We start from the raw sequence: 19,722 nt of genomic DNA, 5'->3' as shown, positions 1-19,722 counted from the left end.
TCTGTCGCCGTCCGGCACCGCTGGTTCGAAGTACTGAAATATTTCAGAGCCTTGCGCACCGATGGCCCAGCCTTACGATCCTGGCAAGGAGACCCCATGCACCGCCGCCTCTTCCCTTTCGTTGCAGCCATGACGCTGCCGCTCGCAATGCTTGCCCAACGGCCCGATGCCTTGAAGCCTTCCACCACTGGCGCGGTTCCGCCGAAGACCTGGGTGGACAAGGACACCGGTCATCGCGTCTGGCGTATGACGGATGAACCTGGGTCTTCGGGCTTCTACTTCAACGTGAATGCGTACACGCCTGACTTGAAGACGATGATCTACTCCGCGCCCGACGGCATCCACGGCCTGGATTTGGCGACGAAGAAGACGTGGCTAATTGTGCCGAATCCTCCGCGCCCTGAAGGGGCGGACGCGCAGCAGTTTCGCTTCGGCGGCGTACACGCCATCATCGCAGGGCGCAAGACCAATTCGGTGTTCTACACGCAGGCCGATCCGACGACACACGTGACGGCGATCTACAAAGCCGATGTTTACACGAAGCAGATCACGAAGCTGACCGATCTGCCGAAGGGTATGGGCGTGGCGACGATCAACGCCGATGAGACGCTGGGTGCAGGCACGATCAATGACAACCAGGACGCATCGCAGGATTATGGAGCGCGTCGCGTCGATCCGAAGGGTGTTCAGGCCGGGCCCCTGGTGCAGCCGCAGAACAAGGGCGAGATGATGGAGCAGCGCCTGGCCTCGCGCATTCCGCTGACGCTGGACACGATCAATCTGCAGACGGGCAAGCTGACGGTGCTGTTGCATTCGACGGACTGGGTGAACCACCTGCTCTTCTCGCCGAAGGACCCGACGCTGCTGATGTACTGCCACGAAGGCCCGTGGCAGAAGGTGGATCGTATCTGGATGATCCATACCGACGGCACGCACAATACGTTGATCCACAAGCGCCGCATCGCCATGGAGATCGCAGGTCACGAGTTCTGGGGCCTCGACGGCGAGACTATCTGGTACGACTGGCAGCCGATCAAGGGGCAGGATTTCTATCTTGCCGGGTATGATCTGGCGACCGGCAAGCGGACGGCGTATCACATGGACCGCAACGACTGGTCGATCCACTTCAACCTGACGAAGGACCTCGACGTATTTACCGGCGACGGAGGCGATCCGGGGCAGGTGGCGCGCGCGAAGGATGGCGAGTGGATCGAGTTGTTTCATCCGACACTCATCAACACCACCGGGGCTCTGAATGATCCTGACTTCTTCCAGCCGGGGTTCTTTACGCCGGAGCACCTGGTGAACATGAGCCACCATAACTATCGGCTGGAGCCGAATGTACGCTTCTCGCCGGATAAGTCGATGGTGTTCTTCACTAGCAACATGTTTGGTCCGAGCTATGTGATGGGAGTGGAGACGGCGAAGGCTGTAAACCCTCCGGCGGACGAGGTGAAGTCGACGCCTGAACTGGGCGAGCAGTTCAACCCCGGCGCTCCGAGGCCGGTCCACGACGTGCAGTAGAGCAGCGGGGGTGGCCTGTTGACGCAGGCCACCGCGGCTCTCGCTACAATCGGTGCAGCGATGCGTTCAAACGCTACGGAGCCGATTCGATGATGATCTCTGCCCTTGCCGTACTGGCCCTGCTTTCCCTGCCCCAGACAGCCGACTCCACGACGCCCCCGGCAAGTGTTCACGCGCGGATCACGACCACCGGGATCGGTGTGCAGATCTACAGCTGCAAGCAAAGTGCGGCGGGCTTCGCTTGGGAGTTTCAGGAACCGCAGGCGACGCTGTTCGATGCCACGACGCACCAGCCTGTCGGGACGCATGCGGCTGGGCCGACGTGGACGTGGAGCGATGGCAGCGTGCTTACCGGCAAAGTCGTGCAGAAGTCGCCATCACCGGACGTCAACAGCATTCCGTGGCTGCTGCTGGAGACGACTGCCGCCGGCAAGAATGGTGCGTTGAGCCGCGTCACCATGGTGCGGCGCTCGGAGACGCAGGCTGGCGCTGCTCCCGCCACAGGTTGTGACGCGCAGAATGTCGGTGTTGTCATCAAGGTTCCTTACCAGGCGACGTATACGTTTTATGAGCCGAAGCACTAGACCTAGCTGGGGAATCTGGCAAGTTCTATTTAGAATCGCACTATGAAAGCTGCGCGTTCTCTCGGCTGCGCCATTCTTTCCCTTGTCGCGATCCTCAGCCTTTCAGGCTGCCACAAGAGTTTTTCATCGATGCCGGCACATGTCTCCAGCCAGGAGATGCAAGTTTATGAGGCATGGCTCAAGCAGCAGAAACTGCGCTTTCCACTTCGCACAATCGAAGTCGCTCCACTCACATCACCCATCCCGCCAAATACCGTAGGCACAAATGGCAGCGAGGACGAAGTGAGGGGTACTCGCAAGTGGTTGCAGCGTGATGGCGTTCCAACGTCGGCGTTCAACAAACTCGCGGATCTTGGCGGAGCTATGTATCCACTTCCAGAGCCGTTTGATCCTCACCTTGCGAAGAACAGGAGTAGCTCTGACAGTTCTTGCGCTCCAGAAGATAGAGACACCGACATAACCCACGTGACATTTTCGCGGATTGTCTTTAGCCGCAGGGGAGATTTGGCACTGCTACATGTCAGCAGACTCCCCTGCCTGCATGGCGTTTGCGGTGGGGGAAGAGGGGAATATCTGATAGGAACGCAGCACGGTGCCGATTGGAGTTTCAAATCGGTAGGGCCTTCAGCCATTCTGGATTGACGCCTCGCCTAGAACGACTCTCTCTTTTCGACATTCTTTTCGACCTCAGCCCGCGTGCGCCAGACATCGCGCCACTGCTTGTGCTCGAAGAGTGGCAGCTGGTCGGTATGGTGCGCGCATCCGGGCTGCGAGCAGTCGCCGTAACTCACGAGCACCTTCGCCTTGATCGGGTTCGAGTACTCGACCGCCATCGTGAAGCCGTCACCATGCACCGGCGTGCTGGTGCCGTCGACACGCGGTCCCGGCGTCACAACGCGGAAGATACCAATCGCGCCCGGGCCTCCATTGCCCGGCAAGTCGACTCCGTTCAAAGCCGTTCCACGTGGAACGCTCGTTACGCCGTCGCTCTGGTTGTTGATCTGCACGCGCAGGAACGAACCCCACGGCTTATCGAGCGAGCCGAAATTTTGTTCTGTTTCTCGCGCTGCTTCATCGAGCATCGCAGCCGCAGCCTTCGGGTCCTTGATGCCGGAGGGCGTCGTCAGCGGCTTGTCGAGTTGATAGCTGACAGTGAAGTTTTTCACCGATGAAGGCGCGGCAGAGGGCATACCAAACTTCGTCGCCCAGTTCCAGAAGAGGATCGTGCCGGTCGAGGTTGATTCTGCCTGACGGTCCCATGCTTTGAGCACGGCCGCGGCCTGCTTTGCCTTCGGCGTGCCGTATTGATCGACTGCGGCGAGCAGATCGGGGAGCAGCCGGTCCGCTGCCTCCGCACGCGTCGAGAGCTTCTTCTGCAGCAGCATGTCGAAGCTCATCTTCTGGTCTTCGCTCAACATGCGGAGCGAGCGATCGGAGCGGAAGTACGGCCACTCGGGCGAAATATACGGCGCGTACTTTTTCGGATCGATCATCGTCGGCCAAGCGGCATCCCACGGTGGCTGGTTTGAGTTCTGCACGTAGCCGCTGGCCGGGTCAATCACCTTCGGCAGCTCTTCATAGGTCAGGGAACCGGTCGGCAGCAGCTTCGAGGTCGAACCATCGACGGGACGCGACCACATTGCATAATCACCTTCGCTGCGGCGCGGCACGGGAGCATTGAAGAGGTACTCGATGTGCCCGGCCTTGTCCGCATAGAGGATGTTGTACATGGGTATGTTGAGCCGCTTCTCCTGCGCTTCATACTCGGCGAAGTTCTTCGCGATGCTCATCTTATAGACCTGCTCGAGCAGAAACGGCTTATCCAGGCCTGCGATGTACACGGCAATCGGCACGCCCTCGTCGCGACGGATGATGGGCCCGTGCACGGTCTTGAGCACCTCGATGGTTTCAGACTTGTAACTACCATCCTGCTGAAGAATCCTGATGGGATAAGAGGCCTTCTCGTACGGGAGTACCTTGCCGTCAAACAGGTAGCCGCCCGGCGCCTCCTTGATCTTGTAGAGCAGGTGACCATTGTTCACGTTCACGGTGTTGGTGATGGCGTGCGTGCCGCTCATGACGAAGCGCAGCGAAGGCACACCGATCTGCGTAGCGCCGTAGAGATTGATGCCGGGCGCGGTTAGCTGCACCTCGAAGTAAGACTGCTCGCCACCCCAGGCGAGATGCGGATTGAGCAGCATCATCGCGTGGCCGTCGGTGGTGTGCGAAGGTCCGATGGCCCAGCCGTTCGAGCCGTCTTCGCTGTCGAGCTGCGTGTTCTTAAGTCCTGGAGCGACAGGTGTGGTGAGTTCGGCCGTCTCCGTGGAACGCGGCGAGCTCATCAGGTTCTTATTCGCGGTGAACTCGAAGTTGTAGAAGTGCTGCTCGTGCTCGATCACATTGAGAGCTGTGATGGGGAGAACCTGCTTCACCTCAGGCGAGAGCGCCTCAGGATGCTTTGCGGCATAACCATTGATGCCAGCGGCGAAGGCCTCCAGATAGCTGCGAAACTCCGGCGTCTGTGCGGCGAGCCATACGGCGGCGCGCTTGGGCACCTCGTTGGTCCAGATCCAGCGATCAGTCTTGAGATTGTTGTCCGCGATGCCGGGGCCGAAGTATTCCGCACCCCGACCACGCGAGCCGCCCATCACATGCAGCAGCAGATCGCCATGGGCTTCGGCCTGCGCCCAGCCGAAGCAGTAAAACATATCAGGCACGGACTTCGCATAGACGTGCGGGACGCCCCAGGTGTCCCAGAGGATTTCCGTGCCCTTCTGCGTCTGGTAGGGCTTCTGTGCGAATGCAGAGAACGCGGCAGAAGGGATAGCGACTGCGGCAGCTACGGCCAAAGTGCGAAGGATACGCGAGGGACGAAGGCTCATCGGCGGGGCTCCTGCGATGCGAAACTTGTTCGGGATTTACAAAACTGTATCACTCCGCCGCGCTCTGCACGGCTGACTCCCATAAACTGAAAGAGATGAGTACTCCAGCACAACAGCACTTCCGTATGCCCGCCGAATGGGCTCAGCATGCCGCTACGTGGATCGCGTGGCCGCATAACCCCGAGGATTGGCCGGGCAAGTTCCAGCCTATTCCGTGGGCGTATGCCGAACTTGTTCGTCACCTGTCGCAGGTGGAAGATGTGCATATCCTGGTGAACGATGAGTCCGCCGAAAGGCGCGCTGGCTCGATCCTTCGCAAGCAGGGCGCGGAGCTGGCGCGCGTGCATTTCCATCGCTGGCCCACGGATCGTGTCTGGCTGCGCGACTCGGGTCCGATCTTTGTGAAGGATCCCAAGGGCGAGACTGCCATCACCAACTGGAAGTTCAACGCGTGGGCGAAGTACGACAACTGGAAGAACGACGATAAGATTCCCGCGCACATCGCCAAGCTCTACAAGAAGAAAATGCAGAGCTTCGAGCCGAGCGTCACGTTGGCGAACGGCAAGCAGCAGCGACTGGTGCTCGAGGGCGGCAGCATCGACACGAACGGAGCGGGCGTCCTGATGACGACGGAAGAGTGCCTGCTTTCCGACGTGCAGCAGCGCAACCCGGGCGTGAGCAAAGAGCAGCTGGAAAAGGCGTTTCACGACTATCTCGGCACAGAGCAGGTGTTATGGCTGAACCGTGGCTGTGCGGGCGACGATACGCATGGCCACGTCGACGACATCTCGCGCTTCGTCGGCGAAAATACGATCCTCACTGCTATCGAGCCAAACAAGCGGGATGAAAATCATGAGCCGCTTGCCGAGAACCTTGACCGCTTGAAGTCTGCGCGCAACCTGAAGAAGAAACCGTTCACGATCAAGACGTTGCCGATGCCTGCGCCTATGGTGTTCGATGGACAGCGCCTGCCCGCGAGCTATGCAAACTTCTATATTGCGAATGACCTGGTGCTGGTGCCGACTTTCAACGATCCTAACGACCGCGTGGCGTTGAATACGCTGGCGGAGTGCTTTCCGAAGCGTAAGGTTGCGGGGATTCACTGCACGGACTTCATCTGGGGCCTGGGCGCACTGCACTGCTGCACGCAGCAGGAACCTGCATGATGAGAAAGCCGGCGAACGGAACTTCCGCGCTACACTCAGCGTAATCATTCGCATCTTCGCTCTGGGAGTTCCCTGACATGATCAAGCCTGTGCTGTTCGTCTCCGCGCTGCTGTTGTCCTTGACGCCTGCGCTGCCGCCTGCCGTTGTGCAGGACGCACCGGCTTACACCGCGAGTGGCAGTCTGGTCGCACCCGGCAACTATCGCGAATGGGTCTACCTGACCTCCGGAGTCGATATGTCTTACAGCGCGACGACGGACCCGGACCATCATGTATTCGACAATGTGTTCGTCAACCCGGAGTCCTATCGCGCGTTTCTTGCAACCGGCACCTGGCCCGACAAGACGACCTTCGTTCTTGAGATCCGCGGTGCCGAGAGTCCGATCTCGATCAACAAGCGCGGCCACACGCAGTCCACCGAGGTGATGGGCGAAGAGCTTCATGTGAAGGACAATGGCAAATGGAGCTTCTACGATCTGCCCGGCGGAGCGAAGGAGGCCAAACTCATTCCTCCTCCGGCGACCTGCTACACCTGCCACGAGCAGCATGCGGCTGTCGATACAACCTTTGTGCAGTTTTATCCGACGCTGCTGCCGATTGCGAAGAGCAAGAATACGATCAGCCCGGCGTTTCTGAAAGAGATGGCAGCGCCCACTAAGTAACTGGAGCTCACAGAACAATGTCCGCACCCTGGCCACCACCCCCTGATCTCGAATCCATCCAGCAGCTTGTGCGCGAGGCAGACGTCGAAGGCCATCTCGCCGAGGGTGCACCCGCCGACGAGTACGAGCCGGAGGAGGATGAACTTTTCGCCGCCATAGCTCACTTGCCCACGTCCGAACTGACGAGCGAAAATCTCCTGCCGATCGTGACGGACATCTGGACAAACAGCTTCGCGCTCGATGAACATGCCCTGGCGGAGCGCGAACCGAAGCTGCAATCGCTCGCAGCCGAGATCGAACGGTTCTTCGGGCCAGAAGCTACGCCGCAGGTTCGAAACGCCTGATCCGCTATGCAAGACTTTCGACTCCAGCTCGAGCAATATCTGCAGCGCGAAGCCAGCCCTGTGTACAAGTACGGCCATCAACCGCGGCTGTTTGCGCTGGCGCAGAAGATCGTGGCGCGCACGAAGCCTGCCCCGGCGTACGACGAGGATGTGGTGTTCGCGGCGGCCTGGCTGCATGATCTCGGCGTTTTCATCGGACACCGCCCGGAAGACGCAGCCGCGCTCCAGCAGTGGAACCACGTCACGTATGTCTGTGATCGCGCGCCGGAGCTGCTTCTAAGCTTTGGCTTCCCTGCCGAAAAGATCGACGCGGTGCTGGCTTGTATCCGCGAGCACCAGCCGCAGGATTCTCCACAAAGCTTTGAGGCTACGCTTCTTCGCGATGCTGACATCCTGGAACAATTGGGAGCCATCGGCATCCTGCGCACGGCGGCAAAACTAGGCAGCGACACCCGCTTTCATACGCTGAGCGATGCTTGCAACTCTCTGCGGCGCGCGCTCGATACCCTGCCCGCACAGATTCGGCTGGACGCCACGCGCGAACTCGCGCTGCCGCGCATTCAGATACTACGGGAGTTCATGCTTGCGGTTGAGCAGGAGTCTGGCGAGCATCTCCACTAAACTCGAAGCAGCATGTCCGACGCGTCCAACGAACTCGATCTCCACTTTATGCGGCTGGCAATCGCTGAGGCTCGCGCTGCCGAGGCTGATGGCGAGGTCCCTGTCGGCGCGGTCGTTGTGACTCCAGCAGGTGAGGTGATCGCGACCGGCAATAATCGGGTGCTTCGCGACCATGACCCCACGGCGCATGCGGAGGTCGTGGCGCTTCGCGCGGCTGGACAGGCACTTTCGAACTATCGCATACTTGCGGACCGCGACGGCAAGCAGAGTGGCTGCACGCTTTACGTCACGCTCGAGCCGTGCGCCATGTGCGCCGGGGCCATTCTCCACGCACGGATCGGTCGCCTCGTCTACGCAGCTGTCGATCCGAAGGCCGGGGCCTGCGGCTCGGTGCTTTCGGTGATGAACCACGAGGCACTGAATCATCGCGTCGAAGTGATCTCCGCCGTCCTCGCAGACGAGGCCAGCGCAATGCTTACCAACTTCTTTCGCGCCCGCCGCACCTCCGCCACACAAACTTCCTCCTAATCGCCGCATCAAACTATTGAGTCAGCAAGAAAGAGAGTTAGCATGCCAGGTCGTCTCGAAGGAAAAGTTGCCGTCGTCACAGGTTCAGGTTCGGGTATCGGACAAGCCATTGCAGAGCGCCTCGCGCAGGAAGGCGCGTCGCTGGTGGTCGACTACCGCAACCACATCGAACAGGCGCAGGAGACGCAGCAGAAAATAGCCGCTGCCGGCGGTAAGTCGATCCTGGTGAAGGCAGATGTCTCCGTGATCACCGACGGGACCAACCTCATCGAGCAGGCGTGGCAGCAGCTCGGCGGCTGCGACATTCTTGTGAATAACGCGGGTATCGAGAAGTCTGCCAGCTTCGTCGACGTCACTGAAGCCGACTACGACGCCGTACTTAACGTGAATCTCAAGGGCGCGTTCTTCTTGACGCAGGCCTTCGTGCGCAAGTTGACCGCAGCCAAGCAGCCGGGTCGCGTCATCAACATCTCGTCCGTCCATGAAGACATGGTTTTCCCGCATTTTTCGACCTACTGCGCCAGCAAGGGCGGTATGCGGATGCTGATGCGCGATCTCGCGGTCGAGCTGGGGCCACTCGGCATTACGGTCAACAATATCGCCCCCGGTGCGATCAATACCCCGATCAATACGTCTTTGCTGGAAGATAAGCCGAAGCTGGATGCACTGCTTGCGAATATTCCGCTGGGCCGTCTCGGCAAGCCAGAAGAGGTGGCAGGAGTGGCTGCGTTCCTCGCGTCCGAGGACGGAGCTTATGTTACCGGCAGCACCTACTTCCTCGACGGCGGTCTCATCCGCAACTATCACGAGCAGTAACGGGCGCGCCCTGCCGGCACCCCCATCTAAGTCCCTGACAGTAACGCCGAAAGCGATACCCCTTTCAGGGAGAGGGAGAACCTGGCAAGGTTCCCCTCTCCGGATAGTTCTTGTGTGCGTAGGATCCTGCCTTTACGCTCACCGTAACCTCATGCAAGAGCCGGAAGAGCAAACACAATAGGCATCTGCGTATAGGCAGCTTCAGGAGATGCCCGTTGAAAGCTTTTCTCTACCTTCCAGCAGTACTGTTTTGCCTGTGTCTATCCTCTCTGCCTGCTGCGGCAAGGCGTCCCCAGGCTCGCCATCCCCGCTCAACCCTGCATGCCGGCTCGCACGCCGCTTTGACCCATCGCAGCGTGCATAGAGCACAACTGCTGCTGCGCGTCCGCTATCGTGTGCCTCCCCACCGCCATTTGCTGCGCAATAAGCCCGGCGTGCCTCCTGCACATCAGACATCGACGAAGCCAACACCAGGCGTCCACGCCATCCTGTCCCTCCCGTTGCCACCCGATGAAGTCGCGAGTGCAGAGCCGGCACAGCAGCCCCGCCAGATCGAGAAGCCGCACGTAGAGATAATGGCGCCAGCCACAACGCTATCAACACCCGCGCCAACGCCCATCCACTTGGCAGAGGTTCAACCCGCCGCTGAGGTCGTTGCCCCACCAGCACGCCGCCTGCTCACACCTCCGCACGAGGCGGCTCTAGCGCCTGCAATCAAACCTGCACCCTTTATGCTTCCCAATCACGTTCTCCCTCTCGCGTTGGAGCTCCAGATCGCGAACAGCATCAATACCGGCGGCAAGGGCCCGCTAACCGCCGACGCCGCGCACAACTTCCACCTCGCCGCTGCGGTCACCGGAGTCATCACCACGACCCTCAACAGCCCGCCCGCACATCAATCCACCGATAACACTCCCGGCGGTCTGGTCAGCTTCGGCAGGCGTTCCGCCAATTGGCTTGACTTCAACATCAACTATCAGTTCAGTCGCTTTACCGAAAGCTACGCCGCGATCAACCAGACTTCGCTCACCAACGTCCCCCTCACCTTTCAGGAGATCTCGGCAGAGTATCTCCATACCTGGTGGGATGACGGGCTTTCCACCCATCGCATCCGTCCGTTCGTCGGCCTAGGCGGCGGTGCGCTGCTCTTCACTCCTACGAACACCGCACAGTTCAACACGCAGACGCGCGCTACAGGCCTCGTCGATCTCGGAGCAGATATCCCCTTGCACGGCGAGCGAGTCTCCCTGCGCATCAGCAGCCACACGCTCGCATACAAGGCTCCCGACTTCAACAGCAGTGCACTCTCCAACAATCGTTGGGTCGTTTCCACAGAACCCGTTGTGGGCCTGAACTTCCGCTTTTGATCATGACAGCTCCCCATCAGCTTTGCTGTATAAACAAAGCTGATGGGAACCCGGATTGTGAGCCTACGCGTGAGCTTACGAATCGCGATTTTTTTCGCGATAGCAATCAGCATGTTCTCTTTTGCGGCTGCCCAGGAGACCACTACGCCGCTGCCGAACGCTCCCAGTATCGGCGTTATCAACGGTGTTGTTACCGATACGGACCAGGCCGCCATCCCCAACGCCAAGGTCGACCTCGAAGAGCCCGGCGGCAAAACTTCCATCCTCACAACAAATTCGGATGCCACCGGCTCCTTCACACTCTCGCCCATAGTCCCGGGCACCTATCGCGTGCGCATCAAAGCTCCCGGCTTCTCTGCATGGAAGGTCGAGGATGTAATCGTTCCCCCGGCGAAGACGGTCACGCTCACGACAGTCGAGCTAGGCGTGGAAGCCATCGACTCAGCCGTCGACGCCATTACAGTGGAAGATCTCGCCGAGCTGCAGATCACCGCCGAAGAGCACCAGCGCATCCTGGGTGTCCTCCCGAACTTCTTCGTCAGCTACGTCCCCAACGCGCAGCCACTCACCGCGCGGCAGAAGTTCAAGCTCGCCGTGGTTGTCAGCCGCGACCCGCTCACGTTCTTTACCACCGGGGTCAACGCGGGCATTGAGCAGGCGACAGGCGCGTTCTCCGGGTACGGATACGGCTATACAGGGTACGCATCGCGTTACGCCGCTGGGTATGGTGACCGACTGAGCGCGACCTTCTTCGGCGCGGCGATCTACCCGTCGCTCTTTCATCAGGATCCGCGTTATTTTTATCGAGGTCATGGTCGCATCATCACTCGCGCGCTCTATGCCATGTCGACCGTGGTGATCTGCAAGGGCGATAACGGCAAGTGGCAGCCGAACTATTCGAACGTGCTCGGCAACCTGACCTCGGGTGCAATCTCCACACTGTATTACCCCAACAGCGCGCGCCATGATGTGCAGACCTCAGTCGACAACATCTTTATCGGCATCGGCGAAGGCTCGATCGGTACGCTGTTACAGGAGTTTCTGCTGCGGCATGTCACCCACGGCGTACCCAAGCCGTAAGAGTCAACTCGCCGGAACTCAAGCAAAAATAAGAGCTTGCGCTCGCGGGTCTGCCCCTTTTGGTGCATACGCGGCAGCTGAGGATGCCTGTATCCTCGGTTTAGCTTTCCAGCAAGACGTCTCACGCTTCAAAAAAGGCCGCTGGCAAAAGGGCTTTTGCCTCACCAATTCACTCCGCAGAGGAGCTCTTTCCTTGAAGCATCTTCGTCTCATCCTGCCACTCGTTTTGCTCTCTATTGCCACCACCCTTTCGGCACAGGTCTATAACCTGCGAGGAACCGATCTCGCTTTCTCAGGCGCGGGACAGTTCACCTCGTCGATCACGAATCAGAATGCCGGACTTCCGCACCAGTCCACGACCGGTTCACTGGGCTTTCTTCTCACCTTCCGCGACCATCCCATCACAAAGCTCGACGTCGAGCTGAACTACCAGTACAGCAGCTTCACTGAGCGCTTCATTGCGCCGAACAACTCCTTCGATGTGCGAGTTCCCCTGGCCTTCCACGAGGCAACGGCTGCTTATGTGATCCGCAATCATGTATCTGACGCAACGCCCTTCCGTCCACGCTACTTCGTCGGTATCGGCGGTGGAGCGCTGTACTTCAATCCGTCCATTGTCGACGTCCGCACGCAATTGCGGGCTACAGGACTGGTTGATGTCGGTGTTGACATTCCCACCCGCAACCCGCATATAACGTACCGCTTGCAGGGACGCTCGCTCTTCTATCGCGCGCCCAACTTCAATCAGCCGATCCTTTCCAGCTCGCGGTGGTATGCGATGGTGGAACCCGCAGTCGGCGTAGCCTTCCATTACTAGCTGAGTGAGGCTACGGCGCTGTCGCCGTGGCCTCGCGACGCAGGAGCCTCCACAACAGCACGCCAGCCACTGGCAGCGAGACCACCAGCCACAGCCCCTGCGTGTACGCTCCATGGTCGAAGAAGCGTCCCAGCACCGGCGTCAGAATCCCCGTCACCAGCGCCCACGACGAGATCGCAATACCAGCCAGAAATCCTGAGTTCTCCTTGCGCTGCGCGTTCATCCCGTCGGCCAGCGAGAGCACGACAAACCCGCCCGCGATAAACATCTGCACATAAAACAGGACCATAGTGAGCATCACCGGATGCGCGCTGCGGATCGCCAGCGGCTCCAGCAGCATGACGAAACCTGCTATCACGAACGCGACGAACAGCCCTGAAGGCTGGCCTGCGCCGCGCCGCTGCCGGCGATCTGAAAGCCATCCCCAGAAGAGATACCCCGTCTCCCAGCCCGCCGGTGGAATCCAGAGCAAATGCCCCAGCGACGCTTGGCCGACATGCAGCACCCGCGACAGGTACAGTGGCGCGGCATAAAGCCCGAACGCCAGCGGAGCCGCACCCAGCCCGTAGACAGCAGCCGTTGCAAACAGATTCCGGTTCCATTGGCCGACTCGCTTCTCCGTCCTGACAATGGCGCTGGCTCGATACAGCCCCGTCGCTCGAATCACAATCCAGAGCACTACCCACACCAATCCGAGAACCATCGTCAGCAGAAACGTTGCCCGCCAGCCGTACTTCACTCCGACCGGTGTGATGAGCAGCGCGGCCAGCATCACGCCCAGCGATCCGCCGCTATAAGCCAGCCCCAGTGCAAAAGATCGCTTCTCGGGGGGCATCGTCTCTGCGACGGTTGCGAGACCTGCCGGGAACGTAGCTCCCTCGCCAAACCCGAGCACGCCGCGCGCCAGGCACATCCCAAACAAACCCGTCATCAAAGCATGAGCGCCAGACGCCACTGACCAAATCGCGACGGCCACGAGAATCGTGATCCAAACACCCTTGCGGTCGATCCAGAAGCCCCACACTGGGTTCGACACCATGTAGCAGACGCTGAACGCGGAGACCGCATAGCCATACTGCTGCGCAGACATATGCAGTTGCCCGAGGATGGTCGGGCTGAGAATCGCCAGCACGCTGCGGTCGGCGTAGCTCAGCAGAGACAGCAGCAGCATGCTTACACACGGCGCCCACAGGCGCACAAAACTTGTTCGCTCTTCGTTCCGTTGCGGATCGGTCACAATCCATCTATTGTGCCAGCCGGAGCGGGCATCACGCGATCTTCAGCACGCGATTCCACCGCAACGCTCCTGGCAGATCGGCATGCAACAGTGGTTTGCTCCAAAGCTCAACACCACACAGCGAGATGGTCGCGTCGCCTTCACACTCTCCGCAGCGCACGCCGCCGATGCCGCCTTCGCGTACCTGCAGCTCGAGACCTTTTACCGCGCACGCCAGCTCCACGCTGAACTTGAAGCCACCGAGCTTTATGCCATCCACGAGCACGTCCACCTCGGGTTCGACGGAATAGGTGAATTCATGATCCGCTAGGGCCACGAGTTCGGTGACGCCTCTCTTGTCCTTCGTCTCGGCGGCAGCTTTTCGCAGCTCGGCACAGCGAGCCCAGGCCCCAGCGAAGATCTCGCCTGCATCGCCTTGCAAAAAACCCACCACGTGCTCTGCCAGCTCCGTGCGTGTTCCACCTGCGTCGGACTTGCTAACCCAGGCCTGAAACGCTGAGGAGTCCTCGCGCGCCGCTCCCTCGATCCGCGATTTCGTCAGCCCAGCCGCGATCTCCGACGCAGTCGCGCCGATGAACTGTTGCAGCGAAGCTCCATCTATCTGTGTCTCTACCAACGCCATTGCTCACTCCTTTCGCTCGCCCTTGATCTCTCCGTCCCCTTTGACTGCAAGCGCACCCGCTGCGGGCCAGTCTCGCAGCTGGATCGTCCATCGTAAAGCGGGGTCAGCGGACATTGTGATCTTTCCGCTGGCAGCATTCGGTCTGGTCACCATCGTTTCGGTAGCTTCGGCAAGGGCCGGCGACTTCGGATACGGCGTCGGTGTTTTCTTCGCAGCCACAAAGGCCCCAATCGCTCCCAACAGCACGACTCCTCCAGCGGCGTACCAGCCCCACGGATTGCTCTTCTGCTGGACTACGATGATGTCGTTCTTCTGCGTGCCCATCACCAGCCGCACCTGACTACCCTTCGCTACGATCGTCCCGGCTGCGGGGGTTTGCCGCACGACCACTCCGCTTCCAGGGCCGAGTACGAGCGGCTTGCCCAGCCCGGCGGCGTACAGCTTCGCAGCCGCGGCGGCTTCGCTCAGCGTGAGCACCTTTGGCACAGTCACCTTGATCTCAGCCGGAGGCTTGCCGATCGCACCGGTCGCCCCAACAACGCCTGCGGGGGCTGCCATTACTACGTCCACAATGGAGAGCGGCAGCACCGTTGTTCCTGCCGCCGGTGTTTGGGTTGCGATCTTCAGCCTCGCATCCCCGGAGACCTGTCCCAGGATCAGCGAGCTCTGCGAGAGGCGGGACCGGGCGTCGGCGACGCTCATCCCTTGCAGAACAGGCACAGTTATCTGCGCGAACTTCATCGTCAGCGTCGCAGTCTGACTTCCCGGATAGACCCTGGTGCCTGCTGTGGGCGTCTGTGCGCCTACAACGCCGTCTGGCGGCCCTGTCATGTTTAGCTTTGAGAAGATCGGCCTCGACGCGACACCGGCCTTGGTGGACACGACGACGTTGGCCGCCTGCGCCTCCTGCAGGGTCATCCCTTGGAAATCGGGCGCGGCGACCGTCTGCACGACCATCATCGCGGGATTTCCGCCGTACCCTCCGGGGTTTGCCGCCTGGCCACCCGCGTAGCTTTCCGCACCTGCGGCTATTCCCACCACCGCTGCCAACATGAACGCTCGCCAGAATTTACGCATATCACTCCGTAGAACGAGCCCGATGCGGCGAATCTATCCTTCCTGCAACCTCAATGCAATCAAAACTTTACATCGCCATTCGACGGAATGCGCTTTCTTCTGCGCGGTAAATCAGCGAAAATGATGGGATGGACTTGAAGCTCTACTCCGCCGACTGGTGCCGCGACTGCCGAGAGGCCAAGCGTTTCCTCAATACCCACTCGATCCCCTTCATCGAGATCAACATCGAGACCACGCCCGGCGCTGCCGACGAGGTCATCGCTCACACCGGCAAGCGCGCTATTCCGCAGCTCGTCCTCGACGGCAAGTGGATTCAGCCCTATAAGCCTGGACAGGGTTTCCTGCACGCAGAGATGTCCGAGCTCTTCGGCGTCGCCTAGTTTTCGCATAAGGCAAAGAGAGGTCCTCAGCCGGTGGCTGAGGACCTCTCTTTGCTTCAGTGAATTGTCATTCCGTAACCGTCTCTACTTTTGTGACGGGTTTCCGGGTGGAGAATGGCCACCGCAACCGAAGCACGCGCTCGCGGTCTGATTCGCGGTGAGCCTGCTCGCTGCGACCTTTCAGCACATCCTCCAGCGTCATCACACCGACCAGTTTCCCATCCGTCGCGACCACCGGGTATGCGGTCAGCTTGCTCTCCGCCATTGCCTCAGCGCAGCTCCTAAGCGTATCTCCTGGAGACACCGTCGCCGGCTCCAGATTCGCATCATCCAGCAGAGGCCGATCCTTCTCCGCGTCCGACTGCCCCGCCGCAACGATCATCTTCGCTCGCGTCAGCACTCCCTGCAGCTTGCCTTCCTCATCCACCAGCGGAAACACGCGCTGCCAATGTGACCAGCCAGCTGCTCCACGCTCTTCTGTTGCCCGCAACCAGTCCAGAGCGTTCTGCCTTGTAGCCGTTGTTGGCAGCGCGAAGACGCTCGTATGCATCGCCTGTCCCACGAGCATCGTCTCTAAGGGATCGACTCCGTATTCGCGGCTCAGGTGGAAGCCCCTGCGGCTCAGGCCCTCGGTCAGCATCGACCGCGGCTGCACCAGAACGCTTACCGCATACGCTGCCACGCAGCTCAGCAACACCGGTAGCATAAGCCCGCCGTTATGCGTCAGCTCCAGCGCCAGCATCGCCGAGGTCAGCGGAGCTCCAATCGCCGCCGAAAGCACCGCCGTCATGCCGACCAGCACCCAGGCACCGATCGGCATGAACGGCATAAAGTGTCCCAGCGTGGCACCGAGCGCGCCGCCAATCATGAGCAAGGGAGCCAGGATACCGCCGGCCGTGTTCGACCCCAGCGAGAAGATCCAGATTCCGGTCTTGACGATAAGGACCCCGGCCAGCAGCTTCCAGGTCACATCACTACCCGTGATCATCTGCTGAATAACGCTGTAGCCCACGCCGAGCGCTCGCGGGAAGATCAGGCCTCCAAGTCCGATACCAAGGCCGCCGATGGCCGGCCACCACATCCAGTGAACGCCCAGATCTGTCAGCTTTTCGAACCAATGCTCCATGGTGTGGATGGCCTTGCCCAGCCCCGCCGCGACAAAGGCGGCGATGATGCCGACCAGCAGCGCGCCGATCATGGCGGAGTGATACACCGGCCCCTGCGTGGCAGGCATGGACATCAAGCTATCGGGCCCAAGCAGCAGACGGCGCACGGCTCCTGCCGTAACGCATGCGATCGCGACGGGAACAAGCGAGCGGGGCTTCCACTCGAACAGCAGAATCTCCACCGCGAGCAGGGTCGCGCTCATGGGGCAGTTGAAGGTAGCGGCCATGCCTGCGGAGGCGCCAGCTACCATCAGTACCGTTCGTTCGGAATCTGTTACCGGAAGCAGCTGTCCCACCACACTGCCGATTGCACCACCCGTAATGATCACCGGGCCTTCTGCACCGAACGGTCCACCCGAACCGATCGAGATCGCCGTCGCAATGGGCTTCAGCACAGCTACCCTCGGCTGCACCCGGCCCTTGCCAAAGACGATCGTCTCCACGGCCTCGGGCATACCGTGACCGCGAACCTTTGGAGAGAGGAACCGCGCGATCAAGCCCACAATCAGGCCGCCCAGCACGGGCATAAAGACCAGCCACCAGTGCTGAGGCGCCTGCCATGGGTCGCGATCCTTGAAGCTCCAGGAGTGGAAGTAGAACAGGTTCGTACAGAGTGCAATCAACTCAAGCAGCACCCATGCTGCTACTGCGCTAATTGCACCCAGTACTGAAGCCAGCGCACTGGTGTAAAGAATCCGGCTGTCTGCCGAATAGTCCCGTAACGTGCTACCCCTACCCAATCTTCCTCATTCCCCGCCGAACGATCGCGGCGGCGTGCTCATTACACGGAGCCTTCGCCCTCGGTGAGACCCTGCATGCCGGTCCGTGTGATGTCCTGTAACTGCTTGAGAGCTTCGATCAGAGGCTCACACTTCGGAGCGAGCTCGTCCATGTGCTCGTCCACCAGCTTGCCCAGAACGGTCTGACCTTCAACCGTAAGGCGAACCAGCGAGCGGCGCAGATCGCGCTCGTCATGCTCACGCTTTACCAGACCGGCGCGCTCGGCGCGGTCCACAAGCTCCACCATGCTGTTATGCTTCAACACCATACGGTCAGCTAGGTAGCTGATCGATGCATCCTGCCCCGGTGCCATCGCTGCGATCACCTGCATCAACTGATACTGCTGCGTCGCAATGCCACAGCGTTCGGCCGCCGTCTCGCTAAAGCTGAGAAACTTACGCATCTGGTAGCGAAACTCAGCCAGGCTCTTAAGCCGCTGATCCTTCGCCGGCACTGTATTTTCCGTTGTCATAGATACCACTCCCTCGTATTATATCGCAACCCGACGGCGTGCCCGGTGGTGTCGAGCCACTGAACCATACCACTCAAGCTTCGGAACTCGCTACACTAATGATCGGTCCTACTTGTTTCTTATTAGAAGAGCCAACTTGTAATACGTTAGCCTTTCCATAAACTTTACGAAATCTTTACGTCCCCAAACGCACTGGAGTTCGCATGATCGCCCGCTATACCCGTCCCGCCATGGCCGCCATCTGGTCAGAGCAGCAGAAGTTCAATAATTGGTTGCGTGTCGAGCTCGCCGCCACTGCCGCTCTTGCACGTGCTGGCGTCGTGCCCGCCTCCGCTGCTGAGGTTCTCCAGCAGAAGGCGTCATTCACTATCGAGCGCATCCATGAGATCGAAGCAGAAACCCGCCACGACGTCCTGGCCTTTACCACTGCCGTCGCCGAGGCCGTCGGACCCGAAGCGCGGTGGCTGCATTACGGCCTAACCTCCACGGACGTGGTCGACACCGCCCAGGCGTTAGCGATTACGCAAGCCTCAGAATTGATTCGTACAGGAATTGTGCGGCTTCGTGACGTATTACGCAAGCGCGCCGTCGAATTTAAAAATACCCCCACCATCGGTCGCACCCATGGCGTGCACGCCGAACCCACAACCTTCGGCGCCAAACTCCTACTCTGGTACTCCGAGATGGGCCGTAACCTCAAGCGCTTCAATGCGGCAGCGGAGGATCTTCGAGTAGGAAAACTCTCCGGAGCAGTCGGTGCCTTCGGCAAACTTAAACCCGCACATGAAGCCGCGATCCTCTCCGATTTGAACCTTGAGCCTGCTCTCATCTCCACCCAGGTGTTGCAGCGTGACCGCCATGCCGCCTTCATTACCACCTTGGCTGTAATGGCCTCCACCCTCGACAAGATCGCCCTTGAGATCCGCCACCTCCAGCGGACCGAAGTCCGCGAGGCCGAGGAGTTCTTCTCGAAGGGCCAGAAGGGTTCGAGTGCCATGCCACACAAGCGCAACCCCATCACCTGCGAGAATATCTGCGGTCTTGCCCGCGTGATACGCGGTAATGCTCAAGCAGCACTTGAGAATGTGGCGCTCTGGCACGAGCGCGACATCTCACACTCCTCCGCCGAGCGAGTCATCTTCCCCGACACCTGCATCCTTGCCGATTACCTCCTCGACAAGACGGCCACCCTGATCGAAAAGCTGCTGGTTTACCCGGAGCGGATGAAGAAGAACCTCGAATCCACTCATGGCCTGGTCTTCTCCGGACAGCTCCTGGTTGACCTCGCCGCCGCAGGCATGAGCCGCGAAGACGCCTATAAGACCGTCCAGACGCATGCTATGGATGCTTGGGAGAACGATAAGAACTTCCGCGAGTTGATTGAAGGCGATCCGAACATCGAGAAGTTACTTGGGGCCGATAAGGTCGCCGCTGCCTTCGACGTCAACCGTCAGCTCACAAATATCGATGAGATCTTCGACCGCGTATTGGCTGCTGGCTAAGGCGGAAGGCCGGACTGCGCTGATACCGGAGATCGAACCTAAAATCCAACCAACGCCTGAGGTTATCCTTTCAACCATCTAATAAGCAAAGGGAT

Annotated in this window: 20 protein-coding genes; 14 read left to right on the top strand and 6 right to left on the bottom strand. The window is 60.0% G+C overall.

Annotation, left to right across the window (positions count from 1 at the left end; genetic code table 11):
- The first annotated feature begins 96 nt into the window (after positions 1 to 96).
- From OHL14_RS13895 to OHL14_RS13885, 3 genes are all read left to right on the top strand, one after another.
- The gene (locus OHL14_RS13895) at positions 97 to 1,524 is read left to right on the top strand and encodes an oligogalacturonate lyase family protein (RefSeq protein ID WP_263379954.1); all 1,428 of its coding nucleotides are present in this window, start codon (positions 97 to 99) and stop codon (positions 1,522 to 1,524) included.
- Positions 1,525 to 1,613: 89 nt separating this feature from the next.
- The gene (locus OHL14_RS13890) at positions 1,614 to 2,108 is read left to right on the top strand and encodes a DUF3455 domain-containing protein (protein ID WP_263379953.1); all 495 of its coding nucleotides are present in this window, start codon (positions 1,614 to 1,616) and stop codon (positions 2,106 to 2,108) included.
- A gap of 42 nt (positions 2,109 to 2,150) precedes the next feature.
- On the top strand, positions 2,151 to 2,750 hold the full coding sequence (locus tag OHL14_RS13885; protein WP_263379952.1) for a hypothetical protein: 600 nt from the start codon (positions 2,151 to 2,153) through the stop codon (positions 2,748 to 2,750).
- An 8-nt stretch (positions 2,751 to 2,758) separates the two neighbouring features.
- Here OHL14_RS13885 and OHL14_RS13880 read toward each other — a convergent pair whose 3' ends face one another.
- Complete coding sequence (locus OHL14_RS13880) at positions 2,759 to 4,990, bottom strand: penicillin acylase family protein (RefSeq protein ID WP_263379951.1); 2,232 nt, start codon at positions 4,988 to 4,990, stop codon at positions 2,759 to 2,761.
- A 95-nt stretch (positions 4,991 to 5,085) separates the two neighbouring features.
- Here OHL14_RS13880 and OHL14_RS13875 point away from each other — a divergent pair, with 95 nt between their 5' ends.
- From OHL14_RS13875 to OHL14_RS13835, 9 genes are all read left to right on the top strand, one after another.
- Positions 5,086 to 6,156: an agmatine deiminase family protein gene (locus tag OHL14_RS13875; protein ID WP_263379950.1), complete on the top strand. Its 1,071-nt coding sequence runs from the start codon at positions 5,086 to 5,088 to the stop codon at positions 6,154 to 6,156.
- A 77-nt stretch (positions 6,157 to 6,233) separates the two neighbouring features.
- Complete coding sequence (locus OHL14_RS13870; protein ID WP_263379949.1) at positions 6,234 to 6,818, top strand: cytochrome P460 family protein; 585 nt, start codon at positions 6,234 to 6,236, stop codon at positions 6,816 to 6,818.
- A 17-nt stretch (positions 6,819 to 6,835) separates the two neighbouring features.
- The gene (locus OHL14_RS13865; protein WP_263379948.1) at positions 6,836 to 7,162 is read left to right on the top strand and encodes a hypothetical protein; all 327 of its coding nucleotides are present in this window, start codon (positions 6,836 to 6,838) and stop codon (positions 7,160 to 7,162) included.
- 6 nt (positions 7,163 to 7,168) lie between these two features.
- Entirely contained in the window at positions 7,169 to 7,783 is a 615-nt protein-coding gene (locus OHL14_RS13860; RefSeq protein WP_263379947.1) for an HD domain-containing protein, read from the top strand.
- Positions 7,784 to 7,795: 12 nt separating this feature from the next.
- The gene (gene tadA, locus OHL14_RS13855) at positions 7,796 to 8,311 is read left to right on the top strand and encodes a tRNA adenosine(34) deaminase TadA (RefSeq protein ID WP_263379946.1); all 516 of its coding nucleotides are present in this window, start codon (positions 7,796 to 7,798) and stop codon (positions 8,309 to 8,311) included.
- Between the two features lie 42 nt (positions 8,312 to 8,353).
- Entirely contained in the window at positions 8,354 to 9,127 is a 774-nt protein-coding gene (locus OHL14_RS13850; RefSeq protein ID WP_263379945.1) for an SDR family NAD(P)-dependent oxidoreductase, read from the top strand.
- 356 nt (positions 9,128 to 9,483) lie between these two features.
- Positions 9,484 to 10,494 carry a hypothetical protein gene (locus OHL14_RS13845; protein WP_263379944.1) on the top strand — a complete coding sequence of 337 codons (1,011 nt, stop codon included), beginning with the start codon at positions 9,484 to 9,486 and terminating at the stop codon, positions 10,492 to 10,494.
- Between the two features lie 111 nt (positions 10,495 to 10,605).
- On the top strand, positions 10,606 to 11,574 hold the full coding sequence (locus OHL14_RS13840; protein ID WP_263379943.1) for a carboxypeptidase-like regulatory domain-containing protein: 969 nt from the start codon (positions 10,606 to 10,608) through the stop codon (positions 11,572 to 11,574).
- A 193-nt stretch (positions 11,575 to 11,767) separates the two neighbouring features.
- Positions 11,768 to 12,391: a hypothetical protein gene (locus OHL14_RS13835; RefSeq protein ID WP_263379942.1), complete on the top strand. Its 624-nt coding sequence runs from the start codon at positions 11,768 to 11,770 to the stop codon at positions 12,389 to 12,391.
- Positions 12,392 to 12,401: 10 nt separating this feature from the next.
- Here the strand turns inward: OHL14_RS13835 and OHL14_RS13830 are convergent, their stop codons facing one another.
- The 3 genes from OHL14_RS13830 to OHL14_RS13820 all read right to left on the bottom strand — a co-directional run bounded on the left by OHL14_RS13830 (position 12,402) and on the right by OHL14_RS13820 (position 15,327).
- Entirely contained in the window at positions 12,402 to 13,562 is a 1,161-nt protein-coding gene (locus OHL14_RS13830; protein WP_263379941.1) for an MFS transporter, read from the bottom strand.
- A 97-nt stretch (positions 13,563 to 13,659) separates the two neighbouring features.
- On the bottom strand, positions 13,660 to 14,250 hold the full coding sequence (locus OHL14_RS13825; protein ID WP_263379940.1) for a hypothetical protein: 591 nt from the start codon (positions 14,248 to 14,250) through the stop codon (positions 13,660 to 13,662).
- A 3-nt stretch (positions 14,251 to 14,253) separates the two neighbouring features.
- On the bottom strand, positions 14,254 to 15,327 hold the full coding sequence (locus OHL14_RS13820; protein ID WP_263379939.1) for a PASTA domain-containing protein: 1,074 nt from the start codon (positions 15,325 to 15,327) through the stop codon (positions 14,254 to 14,256).
- A gap of 128 nt (positions 15,328 to 15,455) precedes the next feature.
- Here OHL14_RS13820 and OHL14_RS13815 point away from each other — a divergent pair, with 128 nt between their 5' ends.
- Positions 15,456 to 15,707 (top strand): glutaredoxin family protein, encoded by a 252-nt coding sequence (locus OHL14_RS13815; RefSeq protein WP_263379938.1) that lies wholly within the window; start codon positions 15,456 to 15,458, stop codon positions 15,705 to 15,707.
- Between the two features lie 67 nt (positions 15,708 to 15,774).
- Here the strand turns inward: OHL14_RS13815 and OHL14_RS13810 are convergent, their stop codons facing one another.
- Together OHL14_RS13810 and OHL14_RS13805 are read right to left on the bottom strand one after the other, a co-directional pair.
- The gene (locus OHL14_RS13810; RefSeq protein WP_263379937.1) at positions 15,775 to 17,508 is read right to left on the bottom strand and encodes a chloride channel protein; all 1,734 of its coding nucleotides are present in this window, start codon (positions 17,506 to 17,508) and stop codon (positions 15,775 to 15,777) included.
- A gap of 146 nt (positions 17,509 to 17,654) precedes the next feature.
- The gene (locus OHL14_RS13805; protein WP_263379936.1) at positions 17,655 to 18,125 is read right to left on the bottom strand and encodes a MarR family winged helix-turn-helix transcriptional regulator; all 471 of its coding nucleotides are present in this window, start codon (positions 18,123 to 18,125) and stop codon (positions 17,655 to 17,657) included.
- Between the two features lie 203 nt (positions 18,126 to 18,328).
- Here OHL14_RS13805 and purB point away from each other — a divergent pair, with 203 nt between their 5' ends.
- Entirely contained in the window at positions 18,329 to 19,627 is a 1,299-nt protein-coding gene (gene purB / locus OHL14_RS13800; RefSeq protein ID WP_263379935.1) for an adenylosuccinate lyase, read from the top strand.
- The last annotated feature ends 95 nt before the right edge of the window (positions 19,628 to 19,722 follow it).

It is taken from the genome of Granulicella paludicola, assembly GCF_025685545.1.
Lineage (GTDB): Bacteria > Acidobacteriota > Terriglobia > Terriglobales > Acidobacteriaceae > Granulicella > Granulicella paludicola.
This window is presented reverse-complemented; position numbering and strand designations above follow the sequence as displayed.